The sequence below is a fragment of the Ruminococcus sp. genome, from assembly GCF_019423705.1.
Classification (GTDB): Bacteria; Bacillota; Clostridia; order Oscillospirales; family Ruminococcaceae; genus Hominimerdicola.
Genome location: NZ_JAHZAX010000004.1, coordinates 85,922 through 110,498, shown reverse-complemented (window position 1 = coordinate 110,498; position 24,577 = coordinate 85,922). Strand labels below are relative to the sequence as shown.

General features: G+C 46.0%; 27 protein-coding genes. 19 read left to right on the top strand and 8 right to left on the bottom strand.

Annotated elements, in window-relative coordinates; genetic code table 11:
- The first annotated feature begins 1 nt into the window (after position 1).
- Positions 2-877, top strand: a complete 876-nt coding sequence (locus QZ371_RS04640; RefSeq protein ID WP_295210111.1) for a zinc ribbon domain-containing protein — start codon at positions 2-4, stop codon at positions 875-877.
- 184 nt (positions 878-1,061) lie between these two features.
- Here QZ371_RS04640 and QZ371_RS04635 read toward each other — a convergent pair whose 3' ends face one another.
- The gene (locus QZ371_RS04635) at positions 1,062-1,544 is read right to left on the bottom strand and encodes a metallophosphoesterase (protein ID WP_295210110.1); all 483 of its coding nucleotides are present in this window, start codon (positions 1,542-1,544) and stop codon (positions 1,062-1,064) included.
- Between the two features lie 246 nt (positions 1,545-1,790).
- Here QZ371_RS04635 and QZ371_RS04630 point away from each other — a divergent pair, with 246 nt between their 5' ends.
- The 7 genes from QZ371_RS04630 (at position 1,791) to QZ371_RS04600 (ending at position 6,368) form a co-directional block, all read left to right on the top strand.
- On the top strand, positions 1,791-2,051 hold the full coding sequence (locus tag QZ371_RS04630; protein ID WP_295210107.1) for a hypothetical protein: 261 nt from the start codon (positions 1,791-1,793) through the stop codon (positions 2,049-2,051).
- 52 nt (positions 2,052-2,103) lie between these two features.
- Positions 2,104-2,559 carry a hypothetical protein gene (locus tag QZ371_RS04625; RefSeq protein WP_295210104.1) on the top strand — a complete coding sequence of 152 codons (456 nt, stop codon included), beginning with the start codon at positions 2,104-2,106 and terminating at the stop codon, positions 2,557-2,559.
- Positions 2,546-2,926, top strand: a complete 381-nt coding sequence (locus QZ371_RS04620; RefSeq protein ID WP_295210102.1) for a hypothetical protein — start codon at positions 2,546-2,548, stop codon at positions 2,924-2,926. Before QZ371_RS04625 ends, QZ371_RS04620 begins: the two co-directional genes overlap by 14 nt.
- Positions 2,927-3,137: 211 nt before the next feature.
- Positions 3,138-3,425, top strand: a complete 288-nt coding sequence (gene nrdD, locus QZ371_RS04615; protein WP_295210099.1) for an anaerobic ribonucleoside-triphosphate reductase — start codon at positions 3,138-3,140, stop codon at positions 3,423-3,425.
- Positions 3,426-3,741: 316 nt separating this feature from the next.
- Complete coding sequence (fliB, locus tag QZ371_RS04610) at positions 3,742-4,839, top strand: flagellin lysine-N-methylase (protein WP_295210096.1); 1,098 nt, start codon at positions 3,742-3,744, stop codon at positions 4,837-4,839.
- 199 nt (positions 4,840-5,038) lie between these two features.
- Positions 5,039-5,575: an SH3 domain-containing protein gene (locus QZ371_RS04605; RefSeq protein ID WP_295210093.1), complete on the top strand. Its 537-nt coding sequence runs from the start codon at positions 5,039-5,041 to the stop codon at positions 5,573-5,575.
- A gap of 100 nt (positions 5,576-5,675) precedes the next feature.
- Complete coding sequence (locus QZ371_RS04600) at positions 5,676-6,368, top strand: SprT family zinc-dependent metalloprotease (protein ID WP_295210090.1); 693 nt, start codon at positions 5,676-5,678, stop codon at positions 6,366-6,368.
- Between the two features lie 53 nt (positions 6,369-6,421).
- On the opposite strand, the gene QZ371_RS04595 is transcribed toward QZ371_RS04600, so the two are convergent.
- The gene (locus tag QZ371_RS04595) at positions 6,422-7,750 is read right to left on the bottom strand and encodes an MATE family efflux transporter (RefSeq protein WP_295210087.1); all 1,329 of its coding nucleotides are present in this window, start codon (positions 7,748-7,750) and stop codon (positions 6,422-6,424) included.
- A gap of 404 nt (positions 7,751-8,154) precedes the next feature.
- Between QZ371_RS04595 and QZ371_RS04590 the strand changes: the two genes are divergently transcribed.
- Positions 8,155-9,081, top strand: a complete 927-nt coding sequence (locus QZ371_RS04590; RefSeq protein ID WP_295210084.1) for a LysR family transcriptional regulator — start codon at positions 8,155-8,157, stop codon at positions 9,079-9,081.
- Between the two features lie 162 nt (positions 9,082-9,243).
- Here the strand turns inward: QZ371_RS04590 and QZ371_RS04585 are convergent, their stop codons facing one another.
- Positions 9,244-10,194, bottom strand: a complete 951-nt coding sequence (locus tag QZ371_RS04585) for a hypothetical protein (protein ID WP_295210081.1) — start codon at positions 10,192-10,194, stop codon at positions 9,244-9,246.
- 237 nt (positions 10,195-10,431) lie between these two features.
- Between QZ371_RS04585 and QZ371_RS04580 the strand changes: the two genes are divergently transcribed.
- The gene (locus tag QZ371_RS04580) at positions 10,432-11,367 is read left to right on the top strand and encodes a GTP-binding protein (RefSeq protein ID WP_295210079.1); all 936 of its coding nucleotides are present in this window, start codon (positions 10,432-10,434) and stop codon (positions 11,365-11,367) included.
- A gap of 130 nt (positions 11,368-11,497) precedes the next feature.
- Here QZ371_RS04580 and htpG read toward each other — a convergent pair whose 3' ends face one another.
- On the bottom strand, positions 11,498-13,387 hold the full coding sequence (gene htpG / locus QZ371_RS04575) for a molecular chaperone HtpG (RefSeq protein WP_295210061.1): 1,890 nt from the start codon (positions 13,385-13,387) through the stop codon (positions 11,498-11,500).
- Positions 13,388-13,726: 339 nt separating this feature from the next.
- On the opposite strand from htpG, the gene QZ371_RS04570 reads away from it, so the two are divergent.
- The gene (locus tag QZ371_RS04570) at positions 13,727-14,776 is read left to right on the top strand and encodes a CPBP family intramembrane glutamic endopeptidase (protein WP_295210060.1); all 1,050 of its coding nucleotides are present in this window, start codon (positions 13,727-13,729) and stop codon (positions 14,774-14,776) included.
- A 64-nt stretch (positions 14,777-14,840) separates the two neighbouring features.
- Here QZ371_RS04570 and QZ371_RS04565 read toward each other — a convergent pair whose 3' ends face one another.
- Positions 14,841-15,380 carry a DUF3877 family protein gene (locus tag QZ371_RS04565; RefSeq protein WP_295210058.1) on the bottom strand — a complete coding sequence of 180 codons (540 nt, stop codon included), beginning with the start codon at positions 15,378-15,380 and terminating at the stop codon, positions 14,841-14,843.
- 243 nt (positions 15,381-15,623) lie between these two features.
- Here QZ371_RS04565 and QZ371_RS04560 point away from each other — a divergent pair, with 243 nt between their 5' ends.
- Complete coding sequence (locus QZ371_RS04560; protein ID WP_295210055.1) at positions 15,624-16,907, top strand: glycoside hydrolase family 5 protein; 1,284 nt, start codon at positions 15,624-15,626, stop codon at positions 16,905-16,907.
- A 221-nt stretch (positions 16,908-17,128) separates the two neighbouring features.
- Here the strand turns inward: QZ371_RS04560 and QZ371_RS04555 are convergent, their stop codons facing one another.
- The gene (locus QZ371_RS04555; protein ID WP_295210052.1) at positions 17,129-18,052 is read right to left on the bottom strand and encodes an FAD-dependent oxidoreductase; all 924 of its coding nucleotides are present in this window, start codon (positions 18,050-18,052) and stop codon (positions 17,129-17,131) included.
- Positions 18,053-18,438: 386 nt separating this feature from the next.
- On the bottom strand, positions 18,439-18,891 hold the full coding sequence (locus QZ371_RS04550; protein ID WP_295210049.1) for an Rrf2 family transcriptional regulator: 453 nt from the start codon (positions 18,889-18,891) through the stop codon (positions 18,439-18,441).
- 364 nt (positions 18,892-19,255) lie between these two features.
- Here QZ371_RS04550 and QZ371_RS04545 point away from each other — a divergent pair, with 364 nt between their 5' ends.
- From QZ371_RS04545 to QZ371_RS04515, 7 genes are read left to right on the top strand one after another with little or no spacing between them, the layout of a single operon-like run.
- A complete protein-coding gene (locus tag QZ371_RS04545; protein WP_295210046.1) occupies positions 19,256-20,482 on the top strand; it encodes an aminotransferase class V-fold PLP-dependent enzyme in 1,227 nt (408 codons plus the stop codon).
- Between the two features lie 17 nt (positions 20,483-20,499).
- Positions 20,500-21,363 (top strand): 4Fe-4S binding protein, encoded by an 864-nt coding sequence (locus QZ371_RS04540; RefSeq protein WP_295210043.1) that lies wholly within the window; start codon positions 20,500-20,502, stop codon positions 21,361-21,363.
- Positions 21,356-21,601: a sulfurtransferase TusA family protein gene (locus tag QZ371_RS04535; protein WP_295210041.1), complete on the top strand. Its 246-nt coding sequence runs from the start codon at positions 21,356-21,358 to the stop codon at positions 21,599-21,601. The genes QZ371_RS04540 and QZ371_RS04535 overlap by 8 nt, the downstream gene beginning before the upstream one ends.
- The gene (gene trxA / locus QZ371_RS04530; RefSeq protein ID WP_295210039.1) at positions 21,601-21,918 is read left to right on the top strand and encodes a thioredoxin; all 318 of its coding nucleotides are present in this window, start codon (positions 21,601-21,603) and stop codon (positions 21,916-21,918) included. Before QZ371_RS04535 ends, trxA begins: the two co-directional genes overlap by 1 nt.
- Positions 21,919-21,978: 60 nt before the next feature.
- Positions 21,979-22,185, top strand: a complete 207-nt coding sequence (gene thiS, locus QZ371_RS04525; RefSeq protein ID WP_295210036.1) for a sulfur carrier protein ThiS — start codon at positions 21,979-21,981, stop codon at positions 22,183-22,185.
- Positions 22,185-22,997 carry a molybdopterin-synthase adenylyltransferase MoeB gene (moeB, locus tag QZ371_RS04520; protein WP_295210033.1) on the top strand — a complete coding sequence of 271 codons (813 nt, stop codon included), beginning with the start codon at positions 22,185-22,187 and terminating at the stop codon, positions 22,995-22,997. The genes thiS and moeB overlap by 1 nt, the downstream gene beginning before the upstream one ends.
- Entirely contained in the window at positions 22,994-23,404 is a 411-nt protein-coding gene (locus QZ371_RS04515) for a M67 family metallopeptidase (RefSeq protein WP_295210029.1), read from the top strand. The genes moeB and QZ371_RS04515 overlap by 4 nt, the downstream gene beginning before the upstream one ends.
- Positions 23,405-23,606: 202 nt before the next feature.
- On the opposite strand, the gene QZ371_RS04510 is transcribed toward QZ371_RS04515, so the two are convergent.
- On the bottom strand, positions 23,607-24,572 hold the full coding sequence (locus tag QZ371_RS04510; RefSeq protein ID WP_295210027.1) for a carbohydrate kinase: 966 nt from the start codon (positions 24,570-24,572) through the stop codon (positions 23,607-23,609).
- Between the last annotated feature and the right edge of the window lie 5 nt (positions 24,573-24,577).

Below are 24,577 nucleotides of genomic sequence, written 5' to 3'. Positions count from 1 at the left end.
AATGACAGAAAACAAGACCTATCGCAAGAAGCTCACATATGCAGGAGGTTCCCTTTGCGTGCTGAGCTTTATTGCCCTTATCCTATCCCTTTGCGCCGCACTTATCGAGCCTGTTGGAACGATGATATACAACAGCATTTTCACAAGGTCCATAGGTTACATCAACGCAAGCGGTATTTCCACCTATGTTTACGGCTATGGCGTTGCGGTTATGACGGCGGCTTTCAGTCTTGCGGCGTTTTTCACATCTGCAAGGGCGAAGTCGAAGAAAAAGCTTGACGGCGCATTCGCAGGCACACTCATCACGGTGTCCCTCGTGCTCACGGCAATGTCTGCAATTATGACCTTTGAAGCCCTCAGAACAGGCACCCTTTCAAACGCTATCAATTACGGATATGACAACGACATTTTCATTGCGGCGGTATCTCTTGCAAAGGACGCTCTTCCGCTCATTTCAAACTTCCTGCTTTTTATCGGCGGACTTGTCCTTGCCAGCAGACTTATGGGCGAAGATTTTGCCGCAAATATACCATATGTAAAAAAGTCTCAGTCACAGTATGACCCACAGGCAGGCGCTATCCCAATGCCGGTTCAGCCTGCTCAGCCATATATCCAGCCCGACCTTGACCAGTTCAGAAAGCCTGACAATGCTGAGCCTGTTATGGCGCAGGTCAATAACGCAGCCGATCACGACAAGACGGAAGCTGTTCCAAATCAGATACAGCAGCCGCAACCCCAGCAGACCCCTGCGGAGGAAAAAGCCGACGTTTCCGATATCGCCGACATAGAAAGCTCAACGCTGACAAAGTGTCCAAACTGCGGCAGCGAACTCAAAGAGGGCGCAAAGTTTTGCAGCGTTTGCGGAAACAGGCTGTAAAAATTAAAATCAAACAACGATATAAAGATACACAACATATCGGAATATAAAAACAACGGGCGAACATTGTTCGCCCGTTTTTATGTCCGTATTCTTTTTTATTGTGTTTTTTATCGCCAATATTAGATCTCAAATTTTCCGCACAAAGCCCATTCAAGCCGCATATAATAAACCGACAGACCTGTCAGAGATCAACGTGGCTGCAAAAAATGCCGCCGTCCTTTGTGATGTCGATATAAGCATAGCTTGCAGGGAGGCCGTCCCTCGGCTGACCTGCGCTACCGGGATTGAGAATGTGTATGCCCTCTTCATAAGCGTAATAACGGCAATGGGTATGACCGAAAAGCGCAATCTGCGCACCGATCTCCTTTGCCTTATAGAATATCCTGTCCGTTGAGAACTTCACGCCCCACCTATGTCCGTGGGTAAAGAAAATTTTTATGCCGCTGTCGGTCATATAAATATCGTTCTCGGGGGTCAGCGAGGCAAGATCGCAGTTGCCCGAAACGTTTATTATCTTTTTGTCGAGATACTGCACACGCATCGAATCAAGGTCTCTTTCGCCGTCGCCGAGAAAAATAAACAGGTCGGCGTCGCCGTTACGCTTAAAAATCTTGTGCATTGCAGAATAATTGCCGTGGGTATCGGAAAAAACTATGATCCTCATTTTGCTATTTGCACCCCGTTTCCTAGAATCAATATACAGATAATGCAATTTATACGATCCAGCAAACCCGAACAAAGTCGGCGCCTAACGGGTGAACGCTGTTCGCCCCTACAAATCGCACACTAACTTATATTGCATTATCACATTATCGCACATTCATAATTCTGTTTATTATAACATAAATATTTATAAATACTATTAGGCATTTGTAAAAGTATTTATGCGCCAAACAAGGAGAGATGACATATGAACCAAAACAGTAATCTCAGCTCGATGAACCCCAAAGCTATGCAGGCGCTGCTTGCGGTGGCTTCAAAAAAGCTTGGCACTACCCCCGAAGTGCTGCAAAAACAGCTTGAAAGCGGCGTTTATGACAAAGCGCTGGCAGGTATGCCGCAGAACGAAGCCGCAATGCTCAAGCAGGCGCTTTCAAATCCAAAGACCGCAGAGAAGATACTTTCCACCCCACAGGCAAGGGCGATCTTTCAAAAGCTTCAGGGCAAATAATAAATAAGGCTGCAATCTCAAGGCAAAACACGAAAACACAGGCGGTGATAGATTGGACGATCTGATGAATAAGCTTCAAAGCGTACTTAATGATGAAGAGAGTATGAAGCAGATAAAAGAGCTTGCGGATATGCTCACAAGCGAGGGTCAAAACGGGCAGGCTATGCAAGATATGCCGCAGCAACAGACTGCTCAGCCCCCTGCCGACTTCTCACAGCTTCTGCAAAGTCTCGGCGGAATGATGAACAGCCAGCCGCAATCGCCGCCCCAAAGCCAGCCCAGCGCACCAAGCTTTGATATCGCAAAGATTATGAAGCTGCAAGGCATTATGCAAAGCGCCTCAAAGCCCGATAAAAATATTGACCTGCTTATGGCGCTGCGGCCTTTGCTGAAAGAAGAGAACCAAGGGAAGATCGACAGGCTCGTGAAGATCTTCAAGCTTTTTGCGATTTATCCTGCGCTGAAAGAAAGCGGACTTCTGGGAGGTGATCTCTTTGGCTTACTCTGACAACTCCGTGCAAGGGGACAAGAGCTTTTCAACTATGCAGGAGGAAGCTATCAGACGTGTCCGTGAAATGCAGCGGCGGTCAAGAAGCATTGTTGGCGCAGAGGATACCACGACTTTTCAGCCTCCGCCAACACAAGCGCAAACACAAAGCAGACCTGTCCAGCAGTCATCATCGTCACAATCGCAAAGCAAGCCTGCCTCCTCCCTGCTGGGGGGACTTCTCGGCGGCAAGGACGGCACGCCTTTTGACCTCGGCGGCGTGAAGATCGACGAGGAAAAAGCCCTTATCGGTATGCTTATCTACATATTGTACAAACAGGGCGCAGATATAAAGCTGCTCCTAGCATTGGGGTATCTGCTGCTGTAAATATCGTTGTAATTTGCTTGACGATAAGTATATTTTTTGTTGTTTTCCCCAACCTTCGGCGAGGAAAACAACATCTACACTTTTATTCGGACAAGTCCACAAACCGCTTGACAAATACAAGATATTGTGGTATCATTGATTACAGACACAATTTGTGCTTAGAAAATCGATAAAAAATAATTCAGACTGATAAAAAGAGAGGTAGTGTAAAATGGTAAACGTAAATGTAACAGGCGGCGAAATGTCACAGGCTGAGATCAACGCTTATATCGACAGGGCGCAGAAGCTTTATCCCGAAGAAACCATCGAGGCCATCGACCTTAAGATCGACGGCGATTTTGTTGACGTTGATTATCATTTTGCCGATGTGCCTTTCCAGCGCATAAGACGTATCACAGGCTATCTTGTTGGTACACTTGATAGGTTTAACGACGCAAAAAGAGCGGAAGTCCGTGACAGAGTAAAGCACGGTCTTACAGCGCCGTCAAATCAGCAGTAATAAATTAAGGCAGCACCGCACAAGGCACGCCTAGCGGCTTTGCACGCAATCTGCTTGCAGATTTTCCGCCATATTGCACAGAAATTTCTTGACATACGACAGTATGCATGCAAAATTTCTATACAATCTGACGAAAAATCTGACTGCGCATCTTACGTACAATCCTTGTGCGGTGCTGCCTTAAGCTTGATATCGAGCCGTCTGTGTGGTGGGCACAGGCGGCTTTTTGTGTTGACATTGGGCAGGGCTTGTATTATAATGATAGGTATAAATGTGGGAATTTTAGAATATCAAGCGACCAAAGGAAGTGTGCAAAATGAAGCTGTTTTATCCCGAGATATTTGAAAAATTCGTCTGCACAGGTTCGGAATGTTCCGACAATTGCTGCGAGACCGACTGGGACGTTGAGATAGACGATGACACCTTTGATTTTTACAAGAAGCTTGACAGCGATATCGGCAGGAAGTTCGTTGGCTGCGTCACAGAGGACGAGGGCTGCAAATATCTTGTCCACAAGGACGGCAAGTGCCCAATGCTCAACGAAAAGGGGCTTTGCTCCGTTCAGCTTGCATACGGCGCAGAACGCATTTCGGATATCTGCCGTGAGCACCCACGCTTTTACGAATGGTTCGGCAATTACAAAGAGGCCGGCGTAGGGCTTTCCTGCGAAGAGGCCGTGCGAATGTATCTTTCCGACCCCGAGCCTGTAAAATTCCACTCAAAGGATATCGACGAAGAAGCGGACGATCTTGAATTTGACGAGACCGCTCTTATCGCAATGCTGAAGGCTCGCACAAATATGATAGCGCTTTTGCAGGACAGGGCTTTGCCTATCAAGGACAGGCTGACAATCGCTCTCAACGCCGCAGACTGCATACAATTTGCTCTTGACAGCGGCGATCTGACAGATATCGACAAAATGGTCAACGGCTATAAGACTGACAGCACTCTGCTCCGGCGTATCAACGAGGAAAACAGCGATCTGCCCGACCCAATAAAAACGGCTTGCGACCTGCTGGAATATCTTTTGCACCTTGACTATATCGATGCATTTATCCCTCAGCGGCTTAGATCTGCAAGGGAATATCTGCTGGGCTGCGGCGATATGCCGAAGTTTGAGCATAGCGGCGAGGTGGAAAAGCTTGCGGTGTATTTTGTTTACAGATACTTCCTTAAAGCCGTCCGTGACCTTGATCTGCTGTCAAAGTTCACGGCTATGGCGGTGATAATATTCGCATTTGCGGCGATAAGCATAAGCCAAAATTCCGACACCGCCGACAGGTTTTTGACCCTAAAAGAGCTTTGCAAAGAGATAGAATACTCGCAGGACAATATGGACAGGATATATGACGACAGCTATATGGACGATCGGCTGTCATTATCGGCTGTTTTCAGCCTGTTGGAAATATTTTGACAAATAAATATGCGCAACTTTGTTACTTTGTTACTTTGTTACTCTGTTGCTTTGTTATCCAATTTTAACTGATCTGTAATTGACATTTTGAACAAAACAGGGTATAATAAGACAAGGTATTATGTAAAAAATCTGAAAGGGAGGCGTATCTCGTCTGACGTTCAGAACTCTGCTTTGTCAGACGGAGGTAACATAAAATATGGATAATAAAAACAAAAGCACCGCTTCCCGCAAAACAACTGGCGGCGCTGCCAGCGTAATTGCAATAATAGTTGTTGGAATTTTCGTACTGTGCGTGATCGTGCTCCTTGCAAAGGGTCTTTTCGCAAGCAACAGCGCAGAAGTTCCAAAGGGCATAAACACAGCCACGATCAATACAGATCAGACAGAGCCTTCCCCTGCCGAAAGCTCCGCCCCGACGGATACTTCCGCCGCAGAGGTGACAGAAAGCTCGACTGACTCATCGGCGGAGACCACCAAGACCACCACGGCGGACGACTCCAGCCAGAGCGAGATACTTGACGTTATGTACGTCACGGAATATGCTTATCTCCACGTTGCGCCGGATAACGAGGCTGAAAACATCGTTTGTATGTCCCCGGGCGTTGAGGTCAACGTGCTTGAATATGAGGACAACGGCTATGTGAAGATAACGTTCCAAAATATTGACGGACCGCTTACTGGCTATATCTACAAGGATTATCTTGCAAGCTATAATGTCAAGGACGCTCAGTAAAATTTGACCACAAGCAAAAGCAATATCACGCCGCACAGAGCTTTTTGTGCGGCGTTTTGAATATTTTGAATAGCAGAACTCTAGGAAAGGAGACTGCAAAATGCCAAAATACAAAACCTTTTTCCCACTTGAAAACGGCGCAAAGCTTGATTTTATACTAGATATCGGCAAGCGAAGCCGACTTTCGATGAGCTTTCGTGACGGAATGTTGGAAATAAAAGTGCCCTATGGCTGCCCGAAAGACAAAATTTACGCTTTCATCACCGACAATATCGACTGGATAAACCAGCGGACTGACAAATATCTAAACCGCCCCGGCCTGCCAAAAACATACACAGACGGCGAGATATTGCGGCTTATGGGCGAAAACATCGTCCTAACCACAGTCAGCGCTCAACGGTATTTTACCCCGAGGATAGAAAGCGGCAGGCTGCTCATCGCCGTCAGCAAGACAAGCGACAAGGCGTACATAAAGGCGCAGACGGACAAGTTCATAAGCGAGCTGACCCTCAGCGAGATAAGGGAAAGTATGAACCGAATGATGAGCGCCACAGGTCTCACCCCCGAAAAAGTCACCGTGAAGCCTATGACCGCAAGCTGGGGGCGGTGCATTTCAAACCGCCATATCTCCATAAATTCAAAGCTTGTTATGTACCCGAAAGAGTGTATGGATTACGTCTGCCTGCACGAGCTTTGCCACCTTGTACATATGGATCACAGCAAGGATTTTTGGGCGCTGGTGGAAAAATTTTGCCCCGAGTGGAAGCGCATTAGGGACGAAATGAAAGAATAGCGAAAAAGGCTGCCGTATCAATGTGATACAGCAGCCTTTTATTTTGTCTGTATTTATTTAAGAATATCTGTCTGCTTCTTCCTGCCGAGAATATAAAACAGCACCGAAAGCACCGCAACGATAAGTTCCGTGACAGGGAACGAAAGCCACACGCCCGTGAGCTTGAAAAGCTTTGACATCACAAATGCCATTGGCACAATGAGCGCAAAGCCCCTCAAAACTGTTATCACCTGCGCAGGTACGACACGCTCAGACGCCGCAAAGAACGACGACATTATTATATTTAACCCTGCAAAGAACATTCCAACAAAGTATATCCTCATTCCACGCTCTGCCATTTCCTGCAAGGAAACGATGTTTTCGCTGTTGAATATCGCGACTATCTGCGAGTCGAATATTATTATCGCCCCTACCACAAGGCAGGCTATTATTATCTGCGCTGTTATGGAATATCTCAGCACGGCTTTGAGACCCTTTTTGTCACCACGGCCGTGGCAAGCGCTGATAAGAGGCTGTCCTCCCTGTGCAATGCCTGTGAATATCGACGCCGCAACGATCGAAATATTCGCTATGACAGCATATGCCGCAACGCCTGTGTTTCCTGCCAGACCCAATATTATCATATTGAAAGCCAGCACAACGATTCCCGACGAAAGCTCCGTTACAAGGGACGGCACGCCGATAGCAAGGGACGATCTGCAAAGGGCAAAGTCCAGCCCCGACTTAATGAAATGAAAGCTGTTGCGCTTTTTGATCTTATAGCTTGACAGCACGCAAAGGCTTATAACAGGTGAAAGTCCAGTCGCCAATATCGCACCAAAAATGCCCATATCGCAGGGGAAAATGAATACATAGTCGAGAATAATGTTTGAAAAGCTTCCCGTCAGCATTGCGATCATCGCAAGCTTTGGACTGCCGTCGTTTCTTATAAAGCAATTGAAAAGGTCGTTGCAGACGAAAAACGGCGCAAATATCATAAGCACTTTGAGATAGGTATCAGTCAGCCCCACGACTGAACCCTCTGCGCCGAGAAGCCTTGCCAGCGGTTCGGAAAAGAACACGCCGCCGATGAGATAGATAAGCCCTGCCAAAAGCGCCATAACAAAGGCGTTTGTGAACACCCTGCTGCATTGCTTGTCGTTGCCTTGGCTCTTGTAAACGGCGAATTTCGTTGCGCCGCCCATTCCGAGCATAAGCCCCGTGCCGTGGATAAGGCTGTAAATCGGTATTGCGATATTCAGCGCCGTTACGCCGTCTGCGCCCATACCCTTTGATATGAAAAACGTGTCCGCAAGAATATAGCAGGAAACGCCTATCATTCCCAGCACATTCAGCGAGGCGTATTTTATAAAATCCTTCAAATACGAATGTGAATCATTCATTTATTTGCTTTCCTCCAATTTTTTGGCTATAAAAATCCCACAAAAAAACGCCGGACACGAGCCGTCTTTTAAAGCCTAACGACAGCCCGTCCGACGCTTGACCTTTACCCGGAGGCAAAGGTCAGCCGTACATATTACTTCAAAGTATTATAGCAAAAAGCGCAGGGTTTGTCAAGCCCGATGATAATGTTTATTCTCATATCAGTCTCTACAAATAATATTAAATAAATGTTAAATCACGTCCCTTTTGCTTGACACTTTTTTAACAAAGTTATATAATAAGTATGGCGCAATATGTGATTTTTTATATGGTACAATGTTATATTTATATATCGCACATACTGATATGATATAACAAAAAAAAGTTGCAAACAATGCGCAAGAAAACAAAAGAAGGAATAAATATGAATTTAACACACCTCAGATATATGGTCGAAGTTGAGAGGCTTGGCTCGATAACAAAGGCGGCTTCCGCACTTTATATGGGTCAGCCTAACCTTTCAAAGGCGATAAAGGAAATGGAGCGAGAGGTCGGCATACCGATCTTCAAGCGCAGCGCAAAGGGCGTTGTGGCCACGGAAAAGGGCAAGCAGTTTTTGCAGTATGCGAAAGCAATCCTTGTGCAAATGGACAAAATGGAGAGCCTTTACAAGGACAACGGCGAAAACACCGCAAGCTTTTCGCTACTCAGCCCGAGAGCAAGTTACATAACCCACGCTTTCACGGAATTTGTAAACAAGCTGGACAAGAATTTGCAGCTCGACCTCAAAATTAAGGAAACCAACTCGATGGACACTATCAATTCCATTGTCGAGTGCGAATATAATCTCGGCATAATACGCTGCCCTGTCGCATATGAGAGCTTTTTCACTTCTATGCTGGAAGAGAAAAAGCTCAAATATCACAGCGTTTGGGAATTCGATTACGTCCTCATTATGAACCAGCACAGCCAGCTTGCAAGGGAAAACGACATCAACGAAGCAGTTCTTGAAAAGTATATCGAAGTGCTCCACGGCGACAATGTTGTGCCGAACATTTCCACCACCTATCAGAAAAAGAACGCAGAGATAAACAATCACAGCCGCCACGTTTACGTTTATGAGCGTGGAAGCCAGTTCGATATCCTCGCTTCCTGTCCCGACGCATTTATGTGGGTGAGCCCTCTGCCGAGAGAAGTCTTGAAGCGCTACGGCCTTGTTCAGCGCCGCTGTCCGGAGATCAAAAAGACGAACAAAGACCTGCTCATTTATCAGAGCAACTACCGCCTAAGCCACACAGATCAGCTTTTCCTTGACGAACTTGACTGTGTGATAAAGGATATCTCGGGCTAAAATGCTGATTTGAAATACTGAAAATTTAACATACCAAATACCAAAAGCAAAACAGGTTTGAAAGCTCATAGAACTTCCAAACCTGTTTTTTATGTGACTTCTTACTTTTTATGTAGGGGCGAACATCGTTCGCCCGTTGACCGCTATGTTATTGAGAGATCATCACTTTTCGTCATATATCACCCAACTGATATTTTTCGGGCTTATCTCGTCAAGATATTCCGACGGCACAGTAACGACTATCTGCCGCTTTGCCGCCAAGCCCTGCCGATCCTGCGGGATACGCTTTGCAACGTATATTGTCAGCGCATTGCCTGTTTTCACAGCCTTGACGGTCTCAAACTCTATCGACTGAAAGCCCGACATTTCAGCACGGAGGAACACGATATGGGTGTTAAATCCGCCCTCCTTCTCGAAAGCTTCCATATCCGATTTGAGCGCCTGTATCTCCAGCTCGCCGTTATATTTTTTGTAATACTCCTTGAAATCGGAGTAACTTGAAAACGTTTTCTGATAAGGAAATGTTACGTTTGCATCGCTGCTGCATTCATATACTTTCTGCTCGAAAGGTATTGCCGTGGAGCTTTCGCCACTGTTTTTTGTCTCATAAACGGCGTATTCACCAGCATAATATGTAACGCTTTCGCCCTCTGCGATCTCATAAATGCAGTCTGATGATAACGTCACGCTTGAAAGAAAAAGCTTTCCGTCGCTGAAATTTGTCTCTGAAAGCACTATATCGGCGCTGTCGCCGTCACGATCGGGCACGCACAGCAAATTTACAATGCTCTCGCTTTGACAAAGTGTTATCTCGGCGCTTTTCTTATTTTTCACCAGCTCGAGAAAATCTGCCCAGCGCATATCGCTGCTTTCGGAAGCGTTCACAAACACCATTTCGTTTTCCTCGGCGATATCCGCCGTTATCTCTCTGCCGTCCCAAAGGGACATATAATTGCGCCCAAGGCTCAGCGACTTGTCCGCAGCGTTATTGTCAAGTGGCGTAACGCCGCTGTTATCCTCCCCCACAGCGCAGGAAGCAAAGCACGCAAGGGCACAAATTACACAGGCTGTCAGAAAAGCTATTTTTCCTATTCTATTTTTTTTCAGAAGCAATACCTCGCCTCCAACTCACCATATTGAGCCTAGTGGCTCTATCTTATTAATTATACCATATCGGCATTATTTTGTTAATATGTATTTTAATCAAATAATATCTCTCATCTTTGGTGATTATGCTTATTTTTCATCCCAACTCAGCAAAGCAATGTTTGCATTATTCTATACGCTGTGGTATAATAAGAATGAAAAGATGTAGCATTACCTAACTGACAGAAAACAGGAGGAAATAAAATGGCAAGAGCAAAGGTTGACCTTATCACGGGATTCCTCGGAGCAGGCAAGACCACTTTCATAAAAAAATACGCAAACTATCTTGTTCAAAGCGGAATGAAGATAGGTATACTTGAGAATGATTTTGGTGCGGTGAATGTTGATATGCTGCTTTTGCAGGATATTATGAGCGAAAACTGCGACCTTGAAATGGTGTCGGGTGCTTGCGACAAGGACTGCCACAGGCGGCGTTTCAAGACAAAGCTCATTTCAATGGGAATGAGAGGGTTTGACAGGGTTCTTATTGAGCCTTCGGGCATATATGATGTTGACGAATTTTTCGATGTGCTCCGTGAAGAGCCTCTTGACAACTGGTTTGAGATCGGCAATGTGATAACCATAGCTGACGCAGGACTTGAGGACGAGCTTTCCGACGAATCGGACTATCTGCTTGCTTCACAGGCAGCCAGCGCAGGTGCGATAATACTTAGCCGCTGTCAAGAAGTGGGTGCAGAAGATATCGCTCACACAAAGGCGCATTTAACGAAAGCGCTTGAAAAATTCCATTGCTGCCGAGACAGTCAGCCGATCGTTATCGCAAAGGACTGGGGTGCATTGACAGATGAAGATTTTGCGCAGATAGCTTCCTGCGGTTACGAACCCGACTCTCACGAAAAGCTATGGTTCGATCAAGACTCTGCTTACTCCTCGTTATACTTTATGAACAAGCACGTTCCTGTTGGCGGACTTGAAAAGCTTGCCGCTTCTTTAATGTCCGACCCTGCTTGCGGCAGGATATTCCGAGTAAAGGGTTTTGCTTCCTCTGGTGATGAGTGGTTCGAGCTCAACGCCACTCACCGTGAAATAACTGTTCGGCCTATTGAGCGTGGGCAGGAGATAATCATTGTTATTGGCGAGGGGCTTAACAAAGAGGCTATTGAGGGGTATTTCGGGTAAACGATACTATCCCACAAAAAAACGGGCGAACAATGTTCGCCCCTACAAACGTGCGTAAATGCGCAATTCTAATGTAGGGGCGACCTTTGGTCGCCCGCTTTCGCTTATTTCGTTTTTTGTTTTGTGCTTTTTACTTTGTCATCAAGTCACAAACCAAATTTGCAAACTCTACTGGATTATCTATCGACATACCCTCGATAAGCAATGCCTGGTCATAAAGCAGCTTTGCGTAGTCCTTCAGCTTATCCTTATCCTCTGCATAAAGGCTCTTAAGCTTCTCGAATATCGGGTGATTTGGATTGATCTCGAGCGCTTTCTCCGCTTTGACCTTATTGCCATCATTTTGCGGCATTGAATTGAGGACTTTCTCCATTTCGATAGTTATGCTGCCGTCAGATGAAAGGCATACAGGGTGAGTTTTCAGCTTCTTTGAAAGACGTACTGTCTTTACCTTATCTGAAATAGCTTCCTGCATAAATGCGAACATATCCTTATTCTCTTCGTCAAGCTTCTTAGCCTCTTCCTTCTCTTCCTCTGTATCGAGGTCAAGGTCAGCGTCGCTTATTGACTTGAACGGCTTGCCGTCGTAATTTATCATCACCTTGATAGCGAATTCATCAACGTCCTGTGTGAAGTAAAGGACTTCATAGCCCTTATCTTTGATCTTTTCAAGCTGCGGCAGCATTTCAATTCTTTCCTTTGTCTCGCCGCAAGCATAGTAGATCTCCTTCTGATCTTCCTTCATTCTTGAAACGTATTCCTTGAGAGTTACGTTCTTGCCCTCGAATGATGATGGGAACATAAGAAGGTCTTTGAGCGTATCGTTTGCAGCGCCGTATGACTGATAGATACCGAACTTGAACTGAAGTCCGAATACGCTGTAAAACTTTTCATACTTTTCACGATCGTTCTTGAGAAGCTTTGCAAGCTCGTTCTTTATTGACTTTTCAAGGTTCTTTGCGATTATCTTGAGCTGTCTGTCCTGCTGCAAAAGTTCACGGGAAATATTGAGTGAAAGATCCTCAGAATCCACAACGCCCTTTACAAAGCTGAACCAATCCGGCAGCAGATCTGCGCACTTTTCCATAATCATTACGCCGCTTGAATAAAGCTGGAGACCCTTTTCATAGTCCTTTGAATAATAATCGAAAGGCGCACGGGCAGGGATATAAAGCAAAGCGTCATAAGTTGCAACGCCCTCGTTCTTTGCGTGGATATGTGTAACAGGGGGCTCATAGTCGTTAAACTTCTCCATATAGAAGTTGTTGTAATCCTCGTCCTTGAGCTCGCTCTTGTTCTTTTTCCAAATTGGGGTCATACTGTTAAGGGTCTCGATCTCCTTGTGAACCTCAGGCTCTTTGCCCTCTTCATTGTAATGTGTATGCTCCACTTCCATTTTGATCGGGAATCTGATATAGTCTGAATACTTCTTTACAAGCGACTGTATCTGATACTGCTCGAGATAATTTGAATACTTCTCGTCCTCAGTATCGTCCTTGAGGGTCAGCGTGATAGTTGTGCCAACGCCGTCAGGCTTCTCGCACTCTTCGATAGTGTAGCCCTCAACGCCGTCAGAAGTCCACTTGTAAGCCTTATCGCTGCCAAAAGCCTTTGTTACAACAGTAACTTCCTTTGCTACCATAAATGTTGAATAGAAGCCAACGCCGAACTGACCGATAATGTCAACGTCGTCACCAAGGTCGTTATCCTTCTTGAAAGCGAAAGAACCAGAATTTGCGATAGTACCGAGGTTGTTTTCAAGGTCTTCCTCAGTCATACCGATACCGTTATCTGAGATAGTAAGCGTTCTCTTGTCCTTATCCACAGCGATATTGATAGCGAAATCGCCCTTGTTAAGACCGATGGAAGTGTCGGTCAGCGATTTGAAATAAAGCTTGTCGATAGCGTCGCTTGCGTTTGAAATGACCTCTCTGAGGAAAATTTCCTTGTGAGTATAGATCGAGTTTATCATCATATCCAGCAGTCTTTTTGATTCTGCCTTAAATTCCTTTGTCTGCATAAAACATCAACCTTTCCTAAAATTATTTTACTTTCTTAATTTTAAATTATATTTGCTCTAGTCAATTAGCACTCTCATCATTTGAGTGCTAATTATATTATACAACACACTTGATAAAATGCAAGAGTTATCACAAAATTTCTCTTATTTATTTACATTTTCATAACATTTTATCACCCTATCATCAAATAACGATTTGCAAAATTCATAGGATATGTGCTATAATAGAATGATAAGTAGGGGCGAACAGCGTTCGCCCGTTAGTCTCCAGCTTTTTATGAGTTTTTTTACTTGATAATTCAGCTTTACGACCAAGCATTTTCATCGGGAGGTATCATCTTGAATAGTGAAAATACTGAAAATATAGAGATCATCGACACATCACCGACCCTAGCAGATAAAGAGGCCGAAAAGAAAGCCCTTTTCGCCGATTGCGTGAAGCTTTCTCTCAGCCTTATACTTTACAACTTTTTCAACAAAGTTTTCACAGCGATGTTTTTCTATGCCGCATACGCATATCATTCGGGCAAATTCACCCTGAACTACACCACAGCCGTAACATATCTTCGCAAGCAGACCGCCTTTGTTAGCTCCACCGCTTTCAATATGACGGCGAACCTTTCCATTACGCTGATGAGCTTTATAGTTTTCGCCATACTGTTTCGCTGCTTGTTTAAGAGCCGTGCAAAAAGCTATCTCCACGCCAAGGGCAAGGGAGCAGTCGTGGGGCTGAAATGGTTCTCAGCCTGCTTTGTGGTCAATCTGCTGCTTTCACAGTTCGTTTCAATGCTCACAAATCTGCTTGGACAGCGTGGCGTTTCCGTCCCCTCCACAGATTTCAGCATACGCCACCCCTCCGCTGCGGCAATAATCTTGCAGCTTGGCTATGTCGTGATAATAGCCCCTATCATCGAGGAATGTATCTACCGTGGAGCAGTCCTCACGGCTCTTGCGCCATATGGTCAAAGCACGGCGGTGCTCTTCTCCGCCCTTGCCTTCGGACTTATGCACGGCAATATCCCACAGGCGGCTTCCGCTTTCGCAACAGGCTTTGTTTACGCCATTATCGCCGTAAAATGCGGCTCTGTCCTGCCGACTATCATAATACATTGTCTCAATAATCTTCTCGCAAATTTCTCGACTTTAGCAAGCGCCGCAGGCATAAAAAATTACTCCACAGCCCTTAGTATCGCAGAAATAGTCATCGGCCTGTTCGGCTGTCTTGTGCTCTTTGCGAGCTTTAAAAAGCTTGCCCTTGATGACAGCGACAAAGCCCTTTCACCAAAGGAGACCCGCAAAGTCGTTTTCACAAATCCTGCTGCGATAATATATCTTCTCTGCCTTATCTATCCGATAGCAAAAAGCCTTGTGCTGGCAAATGTGGGATAAGTTTGATAACTTAATAAACAACAAACCGCAGAACGAGATCAGTCGTCCTGCGGTATTTTTATTATTACTTTATATCCAGATCAGCAAAATCCTTTGGCGTAAAGCGGTGATAGCTGACATGGCCGAGATCGTCGCTCAGACAATAGCGATAGCTGTCGGGCTTGCCATCGGGGAAATATGCGAGATAATCGAACTCGTCGTCCTCGATCTGCTCAAAATGCACGTTGTCGGAAAAGCTTCTGAAAAGCTCCTCAAAATCCGCCGCCTTTGCTCCCGAATAGAGCTTTTCAAGCAGCGCCTTGAGAAAAACAGGCTCCTCAACGCTTTCGTGGATAAACTTCACGCCCTTTGCAGGAACCGTTATGCCAAAGCGCTTTTCTGTTTCGGAATACTTATAGCTTGTCTCGCCGATAGTGTCCTTTGCATAGCCGCTGAAATCATCGAGAGCCTTTTTCATACCCTCAACGTCAAGGTCTTCATCAAGGAGATTGTTCAGCGCCCTTAGGGGATAAAATATCCCCACATCGTTCGGCGAATAGCCCAGCTTGAGCTGCGATTCCTTTATAACATCTATAAGATTGTTTTTCAATGCCTCGTAATTCATTTTTTACGCTCCTGTCTAAATTTGTGCATTTATATAATCATAGTTAGTTGCCTTTACCCGTTTATTATACCACGGTCACAGCTTGTTGTCAAATATAAAACTTTTGCATATTGCACAAAAAGTCACAGAAAATGCTCAAAAAGCTATTGCAAAAGAATATAGTATGTGCTATAATATTCACATCAAGTAAACGATTACCACAAGCAATTATGGGGATATCCCCGAGGGAAAGAGGTTATCTGAGTGAAACATTCATCACATTCAGCAAAAAGATTTTTGATGCGCTCCGCCGCACTTATTATGGCAGGCGTTATGGCGGCTATGACAGGCTGCGGAAAAAGCAAGGACGAGGAAAACAAAGTCAAGTTCAATGACCTTGACCAGACCGCTATCACAGAGGCAATGGGTCTGGGCTGGAATTTGGGCAACCAGCTGGAAGCTTCCAGCGGCGGACTTCCTAGCGAGACCTGCTGGGGCAACCCCGAGATAACAAAGGAGCTTATCGACGCCGTTAAAGCACAGGGCTTTAAGTCGGTGAGAATACCTGTTTCATATCTCGATATGATCGGCGACGGTCCTGAATACACTATCGACAGCGATTGGCTTGACAGAGTGCAGGAAGTCGTTGACTATGTTGTTGACAACGATATGTTCGCAGTTGTGAATATGCACGGCGACGGTTATTACACTGTCGACCACGCTTGGCTGCTATGCGCAGAGGACGACGACAAGCAGGTGGAGATAAAGGACAAGTACGGCAAGGTTTGGAAGCAGATCGCTGACCGCTTCAAGGATTATGACGAGCACCTTATCTTCGAGTCAATGAACGAAGAGTTCAACAATGACTATGGCAAGCCCGACTCAAACGCATATGAGAACATCAACGCGTACAATCAGATATTCGTTGACACAGTAAGATCGACAGGTTCAAACAATGAAAAGCGCTGGCTTCTTATCCCGGGCTGGAACACGAATATCGAATACACAGCCGGCGATTACGGCTTCAAGCTCCCTACCGATGAGGGCTGCAAGGCTGACGGAAAGAGGATAATGGTATCAGTTCATTATTACGACCCATACAACTTCACTATCGACGAGAACAAGACCGCAAGAACCCAATGGGGCAAATACGCTGTCAAAAATTACGACAACTGGGGACAAGAAGATTACGTTGACCAGCAAATGCAATTGCTCAACGAAAAGTTCGTAAGCCAAGGCTACCCTGTAATAATCGGCGAGTTCGGCGCACAGGACAAGACGGAAAAGTTCGCAGATTACAACGAGTTCAGACGTTACTGGTCGGAATATCTTATCAAGGCGGCAAAGAAAAACGGCGTGATCTGCATTTACTGGGATAACGGCTACAACGGCGACAAGGGCTTCGGCATAATCGACAGAAACACCCTTGAGATCACTCAGCCCGACCTTATCGCAGGAATGATGAGAGCCATAAACTCCACCGATGATTACGAGATACCATCACCAAATGGTTATACAGAGATAAGAAAGAGCGCTAAGGCTTCTTAATTATTAGCACAACAAAAACGGCGAAAACAGCAAATCATCGGGCGACCGAAGGTCGCCCCTACACATTAAAATGGCGTATTTAAGCGCATATGTAGGGGCGAACATCGTTCGCCCGTTCTTTTGTGTCCTATTTTTTTCGATATATTTTTATTTCCAGCACTTTATTTGCACAAACAAAAGCGGACAATGCCCGAAAGCATTATCCGCCTTGAATTTTTTTATCAGAACTTCTCCGAAATATATCTCTCCGCAGATGAAAGTGCGTTCGCACCGTCTGCGCAGGCCGTTATCACCTGTCTGAGCGGAGTTGTTCTCACGTCGCCTGCCGCAAAGAAGCCCTCTGCCGAGGTCACGCCGTCCTCTCCTGCGATGATATATCCGCCGCCGTCAACGTCGCATACGCCCTTGACCGGGTCGGTGTTGGGGATACTTCCCACGGCGCAGAATACGCCGTCCACCGCAACGGACTTGCTCTCGCCGCCCTGCGTATAAACAAGCCCTTCGGCATTGTCTCCGCCCGTGACTTCCGACAAAACTGCGCTCATAACAGGCACGATGTTCTCGGTCTCAGCAACCTTTTTCTGCAAAGCCTTTGAAGCCCTGAACTGGTCACGCCTGTGGATAAGGAAAACAGTCTTTGCAAGCTTTGAAAGATAAAGTGCGTCACCAAGCGCCGTGTCTCCTCCGCCTATCACCGCAACCACCTTGTCCTTGTAGAAAAATCCGTCGCATACCGCACAATATGAAATGCGCTGCTTGCCGTCACCCTTTACGCCGAGGTGTCTGTATGAAGTGCCTGCGGAATAAATAACAGCCTTTGCGGTCTTGACTGCGCCGTCCTTGAATGTTATCTCCCACAAGCCGTTTTTTTTGACAAAGCTTTCAGCCTCGCCCTCGAAAAATTCCGTGCCAAGGGTCTCAGCCTGCTCTCTGAACTTCTCGCCCAGATCATAACCGCTTATGCCGTAAAGCCCCGGATAATTATCCACCCTTTCAGTAATGGATATCTGCCCCGTGCCCATAAAGTCCTTTTCCACCACAAGCGCCGAAAGGGTCGCCCTTGCAGCGTATATTGCGGCAGTCAGACCGGCAGGGCCGCTTCCTATTATAATAACGTCATAATCAGCTTTTCTGATATCGCTCATTTTGTCACACTCCTTTAAATGCTTCTCCGATGATAAAAATTATAAAAATAAATTTGATAAATTCGCAATTTTCGCCCTACAAGTATTTTCGACAGACAGGTGAATATTATTCGTGAGCCATACACACGCACGTTGTATAATATGAGCCATTAGCTATTGAACATTCGATACACGCAAAATGTCAAGTTTAGGCTGTCAAAAACGTGGTAACCAACGGGCAGTTTCATAAATAATGCCGATAATCCAAACGGGCGAACGATGTTCGCCCCTACATTGTATATAAACCACACCAATCGCACCTTGTACGGTTTAATGCTTGTCCCGTCTTCGGGCTACAAAGCACGTCGCCCGTATTCCAGAGTATGCGAATTTAAAAAAGCGAACTATTAAATATAATACATCGGTTCGGCGGTTTTTTCAAGTGCTTCTTTGTCATAATATTCGATAAGCTGCTCTAAAGTCACCGATCGAGCGAATTTTCGCAGCTGATCTTCGATCTTGCTCCACATAAATTCGTCAAGCACCTTTGCAAATTCGCTGTTTTCGGAATTTAAAAGCGCAATGTCATTTCCCAGTACCGACGGGTCAAGTGCGTCGATTATGTCCTTGAGAGTGATCTCGCCGGCGCTCCTGCCAAGAATGTATCCGCCCTTTGAACCCTTTATTCCCTTGATGAGCTTTGCGTGCCTTAACGATGAAAGCACCTGCTCAAGATATTTTCCTGATATACCTCTGCGCTCTGCTACGCTGTAAACCGTGACGGTCTCACCGTCTGCCGAATTTATGGCAATGTCAGCAATGGCGATTATTCCACATTCTACCTTTGTTGATATCTTCATTAGCGCACCTCCTGTTTCGCTTTGTGTTCCGCCGCCTTATAAAATCATTTCATTATTAATTATTATAGGAAAAAGCGTGGCGGCTTCGTCTCACATTTTAATAATCTTAATCATACTAATCCTATCAACATAATATATTTTATACTTTTTTGAGCAAACTGTCAAGAGTTTTCATAAAAATAAGCTGATAATTTAAAAGAAATGTTAAATATCTAGTATTCCTATTGACTTTATATGATTTATGTTGTATAATTAGCACATAAGATAAGACAGAACTTGAAGCTTTGTCTTTCAAAACACGATCAAAGCACGGCAACAAGCGGTTTTGTATCGCCCGTGATGATCTGACAGGGGGTATGTCCTTTTGAAATTCAATACAGCTTTGCTGCACGGCGGCTTTGAGCCGGAGAAAACAACAGGCTCAACTCTTACACCTATTTATCAGGTGAGCGCATTTGCGCAGGAATCTGCCGAACAGCTTGAAAAGGTTTTTAATAACAGAGCACCCGGATACGCCTATACAAGAATAAGCAATCCAACGGTGGCTTCATTTGAAAATAGGGTCAACGCACTTGAAAAAGGCGTGGGCGCCGTGGCTTGTGCCTCGGGAATGGCTGCGGTTACAATGTCCCTGCTCAATATCCTCAAAGCAGGCGACGAGATAATCTGCGGCGCCGGACTTTTCGGCGGAACTATCGACCTTTTTGGCGACCTCGCCGCTTTCGGTATCAAAACGCACTTCGTTAAGCACGTCACCGCCGAAGAGATCGCTCCTATTATAAATAAGAATACAAAGGCTGTTTTCGCCGAGCTTATCGGAAACCCGAACCTTGAGATAGTCGATCTTAAAGCCGTCTCAAAACTTGCCCACGAAAACAATACAGTCCTTGTTATAGACAGCACAACGGCTACGCCTTATATCATCAACCCATTCGACTTCGGCGCTGATATCGTTGTCCACTCGACTTCAAAGTATTTCAACGGCGGCGGAAATTCCATAAGCGGCGTGATAGTCGACAGCGGAAATTTCAAGTGGGACTATGAAAAATATAAAGGCCTTGCGGAATATAAAAAGTTCGGCAAGTTCGCTTATATCGCAAAACTTAGAAACGGCATTTGGAGAAACGTCGGCGGCTGCCTCGCTCCAATGAACGCCTTTATGAACAGCGTGGGAATGGAAACGCTGGGACTTAGAATGGAGCGATGTTGCCACAATTCATTGAAGCTCGCCGAATTTTTCGAGAGTTGCGAGGGCATAAGCGTGAATTATCCCGCACTTGAAAGCAGCCCGTCCTATGAACTTTGCAAGAGCCAGCTCGGCGGCAAGGGCGGTGCCATACTCACAATAAGAGCAGGCTCAAAAGAAAGAGCCTTCAAGCTTATAAACGGCTTGAAACTTGCAACTAATGCAACTAATATCGGAGATACAAGAACGCTTGTCATCCACCCTGCAAGCACTATCTACGCCCACGGCAGCGAGGAGCAGAAGATAAACGCAGGCGTGTTTGAGGATACCATAAGAATAAGCGTTGGTATAGAGGATACAGAGGATTTGATCGAGGACTTTAAGCAGTCCATAGAAAACCTTTAAAACAGGAGGAAAACACTATGGCAGTTGATTACGCAACACTAAAAAAAGGCGGATTTATGCGCCAAAAGCAGAAAAATAACTTCTCTCTCAGACTGAGAGTGGTCGGCGGAAACCTTACGGCAAAGCAGCTTGCTGCTATCGCTGAGGTGTCCGATAAATACGGCGAGGGCTATGTTCACCTCACCTCCCGTCAGAGCGTTGAGATACCTTTTATAAAGCTTAACGATATCGACGAGGTAAAGGCGGCTCTTGCAAAGGGCGATGCAGAGCCGGGCGTTTGCGGTCCGAGAGTTAGAACTATCACAGCTTGTCAGGGCGCAGCAGTCTGTCCAAGCGGCTGTATAGATACATACGCTCTTGCAAAGGAACTTGACGAAAGATATTTCGCAAGAGAGCTTCCGCACAAGTTCAAGTTCGGTATCACAGGCTGTCAGAACAACTGCCTTAAATCCGAAGAGAACGACGTTGGTATCAAGGGCGGAATAAAGGTAAAATGGAAAGAATCCGATTGTATCGGCTGCGGCGTGTGCGTAAAAGCCTGCCGTCAGGGCGCTCTTACAATGGAGGACGGCAAGATCGTCCTTGACGAAAGCAAGTGCAACTTCTGCGGACGCTGCTTTAAAGCCTGCCCGACAGAAGCTTGGGATACTATCCACGGATATATCGTTTCATTCGGCGGACTTTTCGGCAACCACATCAACAAGGGCGAAACTGTTATCCCATTCATCGAGGATAAGGAGACCCTTATGAAGATATGCGACACCGCTATACAGTTCTTTGACGATAACGCAAACCCTGGCGAGAGATTCAAATTCACAATCGACAGAGTTGGCAGAGAGAAATTCAGAAATACTATACTGGAGGTTTACAACAATGGCTGATTACAAAATTGACGATACAGTAGATATCACCGACGTGGTTTGCCCCACAACTTTCGTGAAGGCAAAGGTAGCTCTTGAAGAGCTTGACGAAGGTCAGATACTTTCAATAAGAATGAATGACGGCGAGCCGGTCCAGAACGTGCCGAGAAGCATTAAGGAAGAGGGTCACAAGATACTCAAGCTTATCGACAACGAGGACGGCACTTACGACCTCATAGTTGAAAAGGTGGGAGATTAATGGCAGTAAGAGCAAATAACGATACCTTTGAAGCAGAGATAAAGGAAGCAGGAAAGCTCGTAATTGCGGACTTTTATTCAGATTCCTGCGTTCCCTGCAAGCGAATGTCTCCCCTGCTGGCGGAGACCGAAGAAGCCAATGCCGACAGCGTGAAGCTTGTAAAGCTAAACATAAACTTTGACGCCGAGACCGCTCAGAAGTATAACGTGACAAGCGTTCCGACACTTGTTTTCTTCAAGGACGGCGAAGAGAAAGCACGTCTCACAGGGGCAGTAAAGAAAGCTCAGCTAGAAGAGACTATCGCTTCGGTAAAATAAAAATTAATAAGAGTACAATAATTTAGTAAAAATCAAAATAAAAAATAAGGAGAATGTTTTATGACAATCACAGTTGCAGGCAATAAAAAGGAAGTTGCAGAGGGTCTTACAGTAGCACAACTCGTTATCGACGAGAACGTTGAGACCCCACAGTACGTTACAGTAACTATCAACGACGAATTTGTTGAAAGCGGCGCATTCGAGAGCACAACGCTCAAAGACGGTGACGTAGTAGAATTTCTTTACTTTATGGGAGGCGGTCAGTAATGGCATTCACAAACGAACAGCTTGAGCGTTACTCACGCCACATCATTCTTAAAGAAGTCGGCGCAAAGGGACAGAAAAAGCTCCTTAACGCAAAGGTACTCATCATCGGCGCAGGCGGACTTGGTGCACCTGCCGCTATGTATCTTGCAGCCGCAGGCGTCGGCACTATCGGCATTGCGGACGCAGATGAAGTCGATCTCTCAAATCTTCAGAGACAGGTCATCCACACAACACAGGACGTTGGCAAGGCGAAAGTTCTTTCCGCAAAGGAAACAATGGAAGCTATCAACCCTGACGTTAAGGTCATAACATACCGTGCCTTCATCGACAGCGAAAACATTATGGATATCATCAAGGACTATGATTTCGTTATCGACGGCACAGATAATTTCCCTGCAAAGTTCCTTATCAATGACGCCTGCGTAATGGCTAAAAAGCCTTTCTCACACGCCGGTATCATCAGATTCAAGGGTCAGCTTATGACATACGTTCCTGGTCAGGGACCTTGCTACCGCTGCGTATTCAAGAACCCACCACCGAAGGACGCTGTTCCGACCTGTAAGCAGGCAGGCGTTATCGGCGCAATGGGCGGCGTTATCGGAAGCCTTCAGGCAATGGAAGCTGTCAAGTATATCCTTGGCGTGGGAGACCTTCTCACAGGCTATCTGCTCACATATGACGCACTTAAAATGGAATTCCGTAAGGTAAAGCTCCCACACGATACAAAGGGCTGCGCAGTTTGCGGCGAGCACCCGACTATCACAGAGCTTATCGACTATGAACAGGCAGAATGTGACGGTGTACATCTATGATAAAACTCAGCAAAAGCGATTATGAAAAGATACTGCGCCACGCTGAAAGCGAGCTTCCAAACGAAGCCTGCGGACTTATCGGCGGCGTAAAAGAGGGTTCAGACAAGATAATAAAGAAAGTCTATCTCCTCACAAATATCGACCATTCAAACGAGCATTTCTCTCTCGACCCAAAAGAGCAGCTTGCTGCCATCAAGGATATGAGAGCGGAAGGACTTGTACCACTTGGCAACTGGCACTCTCACCCAGAGTCGCCATCACGCCCATCAGAAGAGGACAAGCGCCTTGCCTATGACAAGACCGCAAGCTATATGATCCTCTCCCTTATGAACAGAGACGAGCCTGTGCTCAACTCCTTCCATATCGAGGGAACAAATTCCGAAAAGGAAGAGCTTGTTATCGAATAGTCAAAAACCAGAAGCACAAGAAAACTTCATCATATTTCATATTTTAAAGCAAAAAGACTGACCCGAGCGTTTACCCGAGCCAGTCTTTTTATATGGTAAAGTTCAAAAAAGGGATAACAAATTATAATTTTTATCGTTTATATGATATTATTGTAGGGGACGGCGTCCTCGACATCCCACTTGAATTTGTACCTATCTTGTATCAAAATTCCATCTTCCGATAAGAGTCTATCGCACCACGGTGCTGAACGCTTTCGCCGCAGAAGCGGTTTGAAAAATCAATGCACCGCTCAAGCTGTTCGCCGCTGAGATCTCCCACATTTTCCGCCGTCACGTCAAGCTGACTGAGGGCATAGAGAAATGAGCCTATAAAGCCGTCGCCTGCGCCCGTGGTGTCAACAGCCTTGACCTTTGCGCTCTTTGCGAAGCCCTTTGCGCTCTTGGTGAAAGCGTACGCTCCCGCTGCGCCGCAGGTGTATATAACGAGCTTTACCTCGCCCGTGAAAAGCTTTGGCAGCGCAGCGGTTATATCGCTCTCTCCCGTGATAAATTCAAGTTCCTCGTCTGATATCTTTACAATGTCCGCCAAAGGGATAAACTCGTTGACAGTCGCACGAAGGGCTTCCCTGTCGCTCCAAAGCGGAAAGCGCAGATTAGGGTCAAAGCTTACCAGCGCACCATTTTCACGAGCATAAGATATTGCACGCCTGTGGGCTTCCTTCATCGGAAAATCCCCCAGCGACACACTGCCAAATTGCAAAGCGTAGCAATCATCGAACCATTCTTTCTCCACCTGCTCCGCCGAAAACAGCATATCGGCAGAGGGCTTGCGGTAGAAAGAAAACGTCCTGTTGCCGTCCTCTTCAAGGCTCACGAAAGCCAGCGCCGTGTTTGCCTTGTCGGTAAATTTCACAAGTGAAGTGTCGATTTTTGCCGCAGAAAGAGCCTTTTCGATCTTGTGGCCGAAAGGGTCGTCGCCAAGCTGGGTGATGAATTTCGACTGTCCGCCAAGCACCGTGAAAGCTGCGCAAACATTGGCAGGCGCACCGCCGACTTTCGGACTGAAAGCGCTCACGTCCTCAAATGGGCAGCCCGTTTCAGAGGGGATAAAGTCTATCAGCGCCTCGCCGATAGCCATAAGAGTTTTATGAGTGTTAATTTTTGTCATAAAAA

What these genes read in the sequence shown, in the direction of transcription:
- htpG (WP_295210061.1), bottom strand. Translation starts at nt 13,387, where the DNA reads ATGCAGACAAAGGAATTTAAGGCAGAATCAAAAAGACTGCTGGATATG.
- QZ371_RS04590 (WP_295210084.1), top strand. Translation starts at nt 8,155, where the DNA reads ATGAATTTAACACACCTCAGATATATGGTCGAAGTTGAGAGGCTTGGC.
- QZ371_RS04540 (WP_295210043.1), top strand. Translation starts at nt 20,500, where the DNA reads ATGGCAGTTGATTACGCAACACTAAAAAAAGGCGGATTTATGCGCCAA.
- QZ371_RS04510 (WP_295210027.1), bottom strand. Translation starts at nt 24,572, where the DNA reads ATGACAAAAATTAACACTCATAAAACTCTTATGGCTATCGGCGAGGCG.
- QZ371_RS04605 (WP_295210093.1), top strand. Translation starts at nt 5,039, where the DNA reads ATGGATAATAAAAACAAAAGCACCGCTTCCCGCAAAACAACTGGCGGC.
- QZ371_RS04535 (WP_295210041.1), top strand. Translation starts at nt 21,356, where the DNA reads ATGGCTGATTACAAAATTGACGATACAGTAGATATCACCGACGTGGTT.
- thiS (WP_295210036.1), top strand. Translation starts at nt 21,979, where the DNA reads ATGACAATCACAGTTGCAGGCAATAAAAAGGAAGTTGCAGAGGGTCTT.
- QZ371_RS04550 (WP_295210049.1), bottom strand. Translation starts at nt 18,891, where the DNA reads ATGAAGATATCAACAAAGGTAGAATGTGGAATAATCGCCATTGCTGAC.
- QZ371_RS04555 (WP_295210052.1), bottom strand. Translation starts at nt 18,052, where the DNA reads ATGAGCGATATCAGAAAAGCTGATTATGACGTTATTATAATAGGAAGC.
- QZ371_RS04580 (WP_295210079.1), top strand. Translation starts at nt 10,432, where the DNA reads ATGGCAAGAGCAAAGGTTGACCTTATCACGGGATTCCTCGGAGCAGGC.
- QZ371_RS04600 (WP_295210090.1), top strand. Translation starts at nt 5,676, where the DNA reads ATGCCAAAATACAAAACCTTTTTCCCACTTGAAAACGGCGCAAAGCTT.
- trxA (WP_295210039.1), top strand. Translation starts at nt 21,601, where the DNA reads ATGGCAGTAAGAGCAAATAACGATACCTTTGAAGCAGAGATAAAGGAA.
- QZ371_RS04630 (WP_295210107.1), top strand. Translation starts at nt 1,791, where the DNA reads ATGAACCAAAACAGTAATCTCAGCTCGATGAACCCCAAAGCTATGCAG.
- QZ371_RS04635 (WP_295210110.1), bottom strand. Translation starts at nt 1,544, where the DNA reads ATGAGGATCATAGTTTTTTCCGATACCCACGGCAATTATTCTGCAATG.
- moeB (WP_295210033.1), top strand. Translation starts at nt 22,185, where the DNA reads ATGGCATTCACAAACGAACAGCTTGAGCGTTACTCACGCCACATCATT.
- QZ371_RS04595 (WP_295210087.1), bottom strand. Translation starts at nt 7,750, where the DNA reads ATGAATGATTCACATTCGTATTTGAAGGATTTTATAAAATACGCCTCG.
- fliB (WP_295210096.1), top strand. Translation starts at nt 3,742, where the DNA reads ATGAAGCTGTTTTATCCCGAGATATTTGAAAAATTCGTCTGCACAGGT.
- nrdD (WP_295210099.1), top strand. Translation starts at nt 3,138, where the DNA reads ATGGTAAACGTAAATGTAACAGGCGGCGAAATGTCACAGGCTGAGATC.
- QZ371_RS04515 (WP_295210029.1), top strand. Translation starts at nt 22,994, where the DNA reads ATGATAAAACTCAGCAAAAGCGATTATGAAAAGATACTGCGCCACGCT.
- QZ371_RS04565 (WP_295210058.1), bottom strand. Translation starts at nt 15,380, where the DNA reads ATGAATTACGAGGCATTGAAAAACAATCTTATAGATGTTATAAAGGAA.
- QZ371_RS04640 (WP_295210111.1), top strand. Translation starts at nt 2, where the DNA reads ATGACAGAAAACAAGACCTATCGCAAGAAGCTCACATATGCAGGAGGT.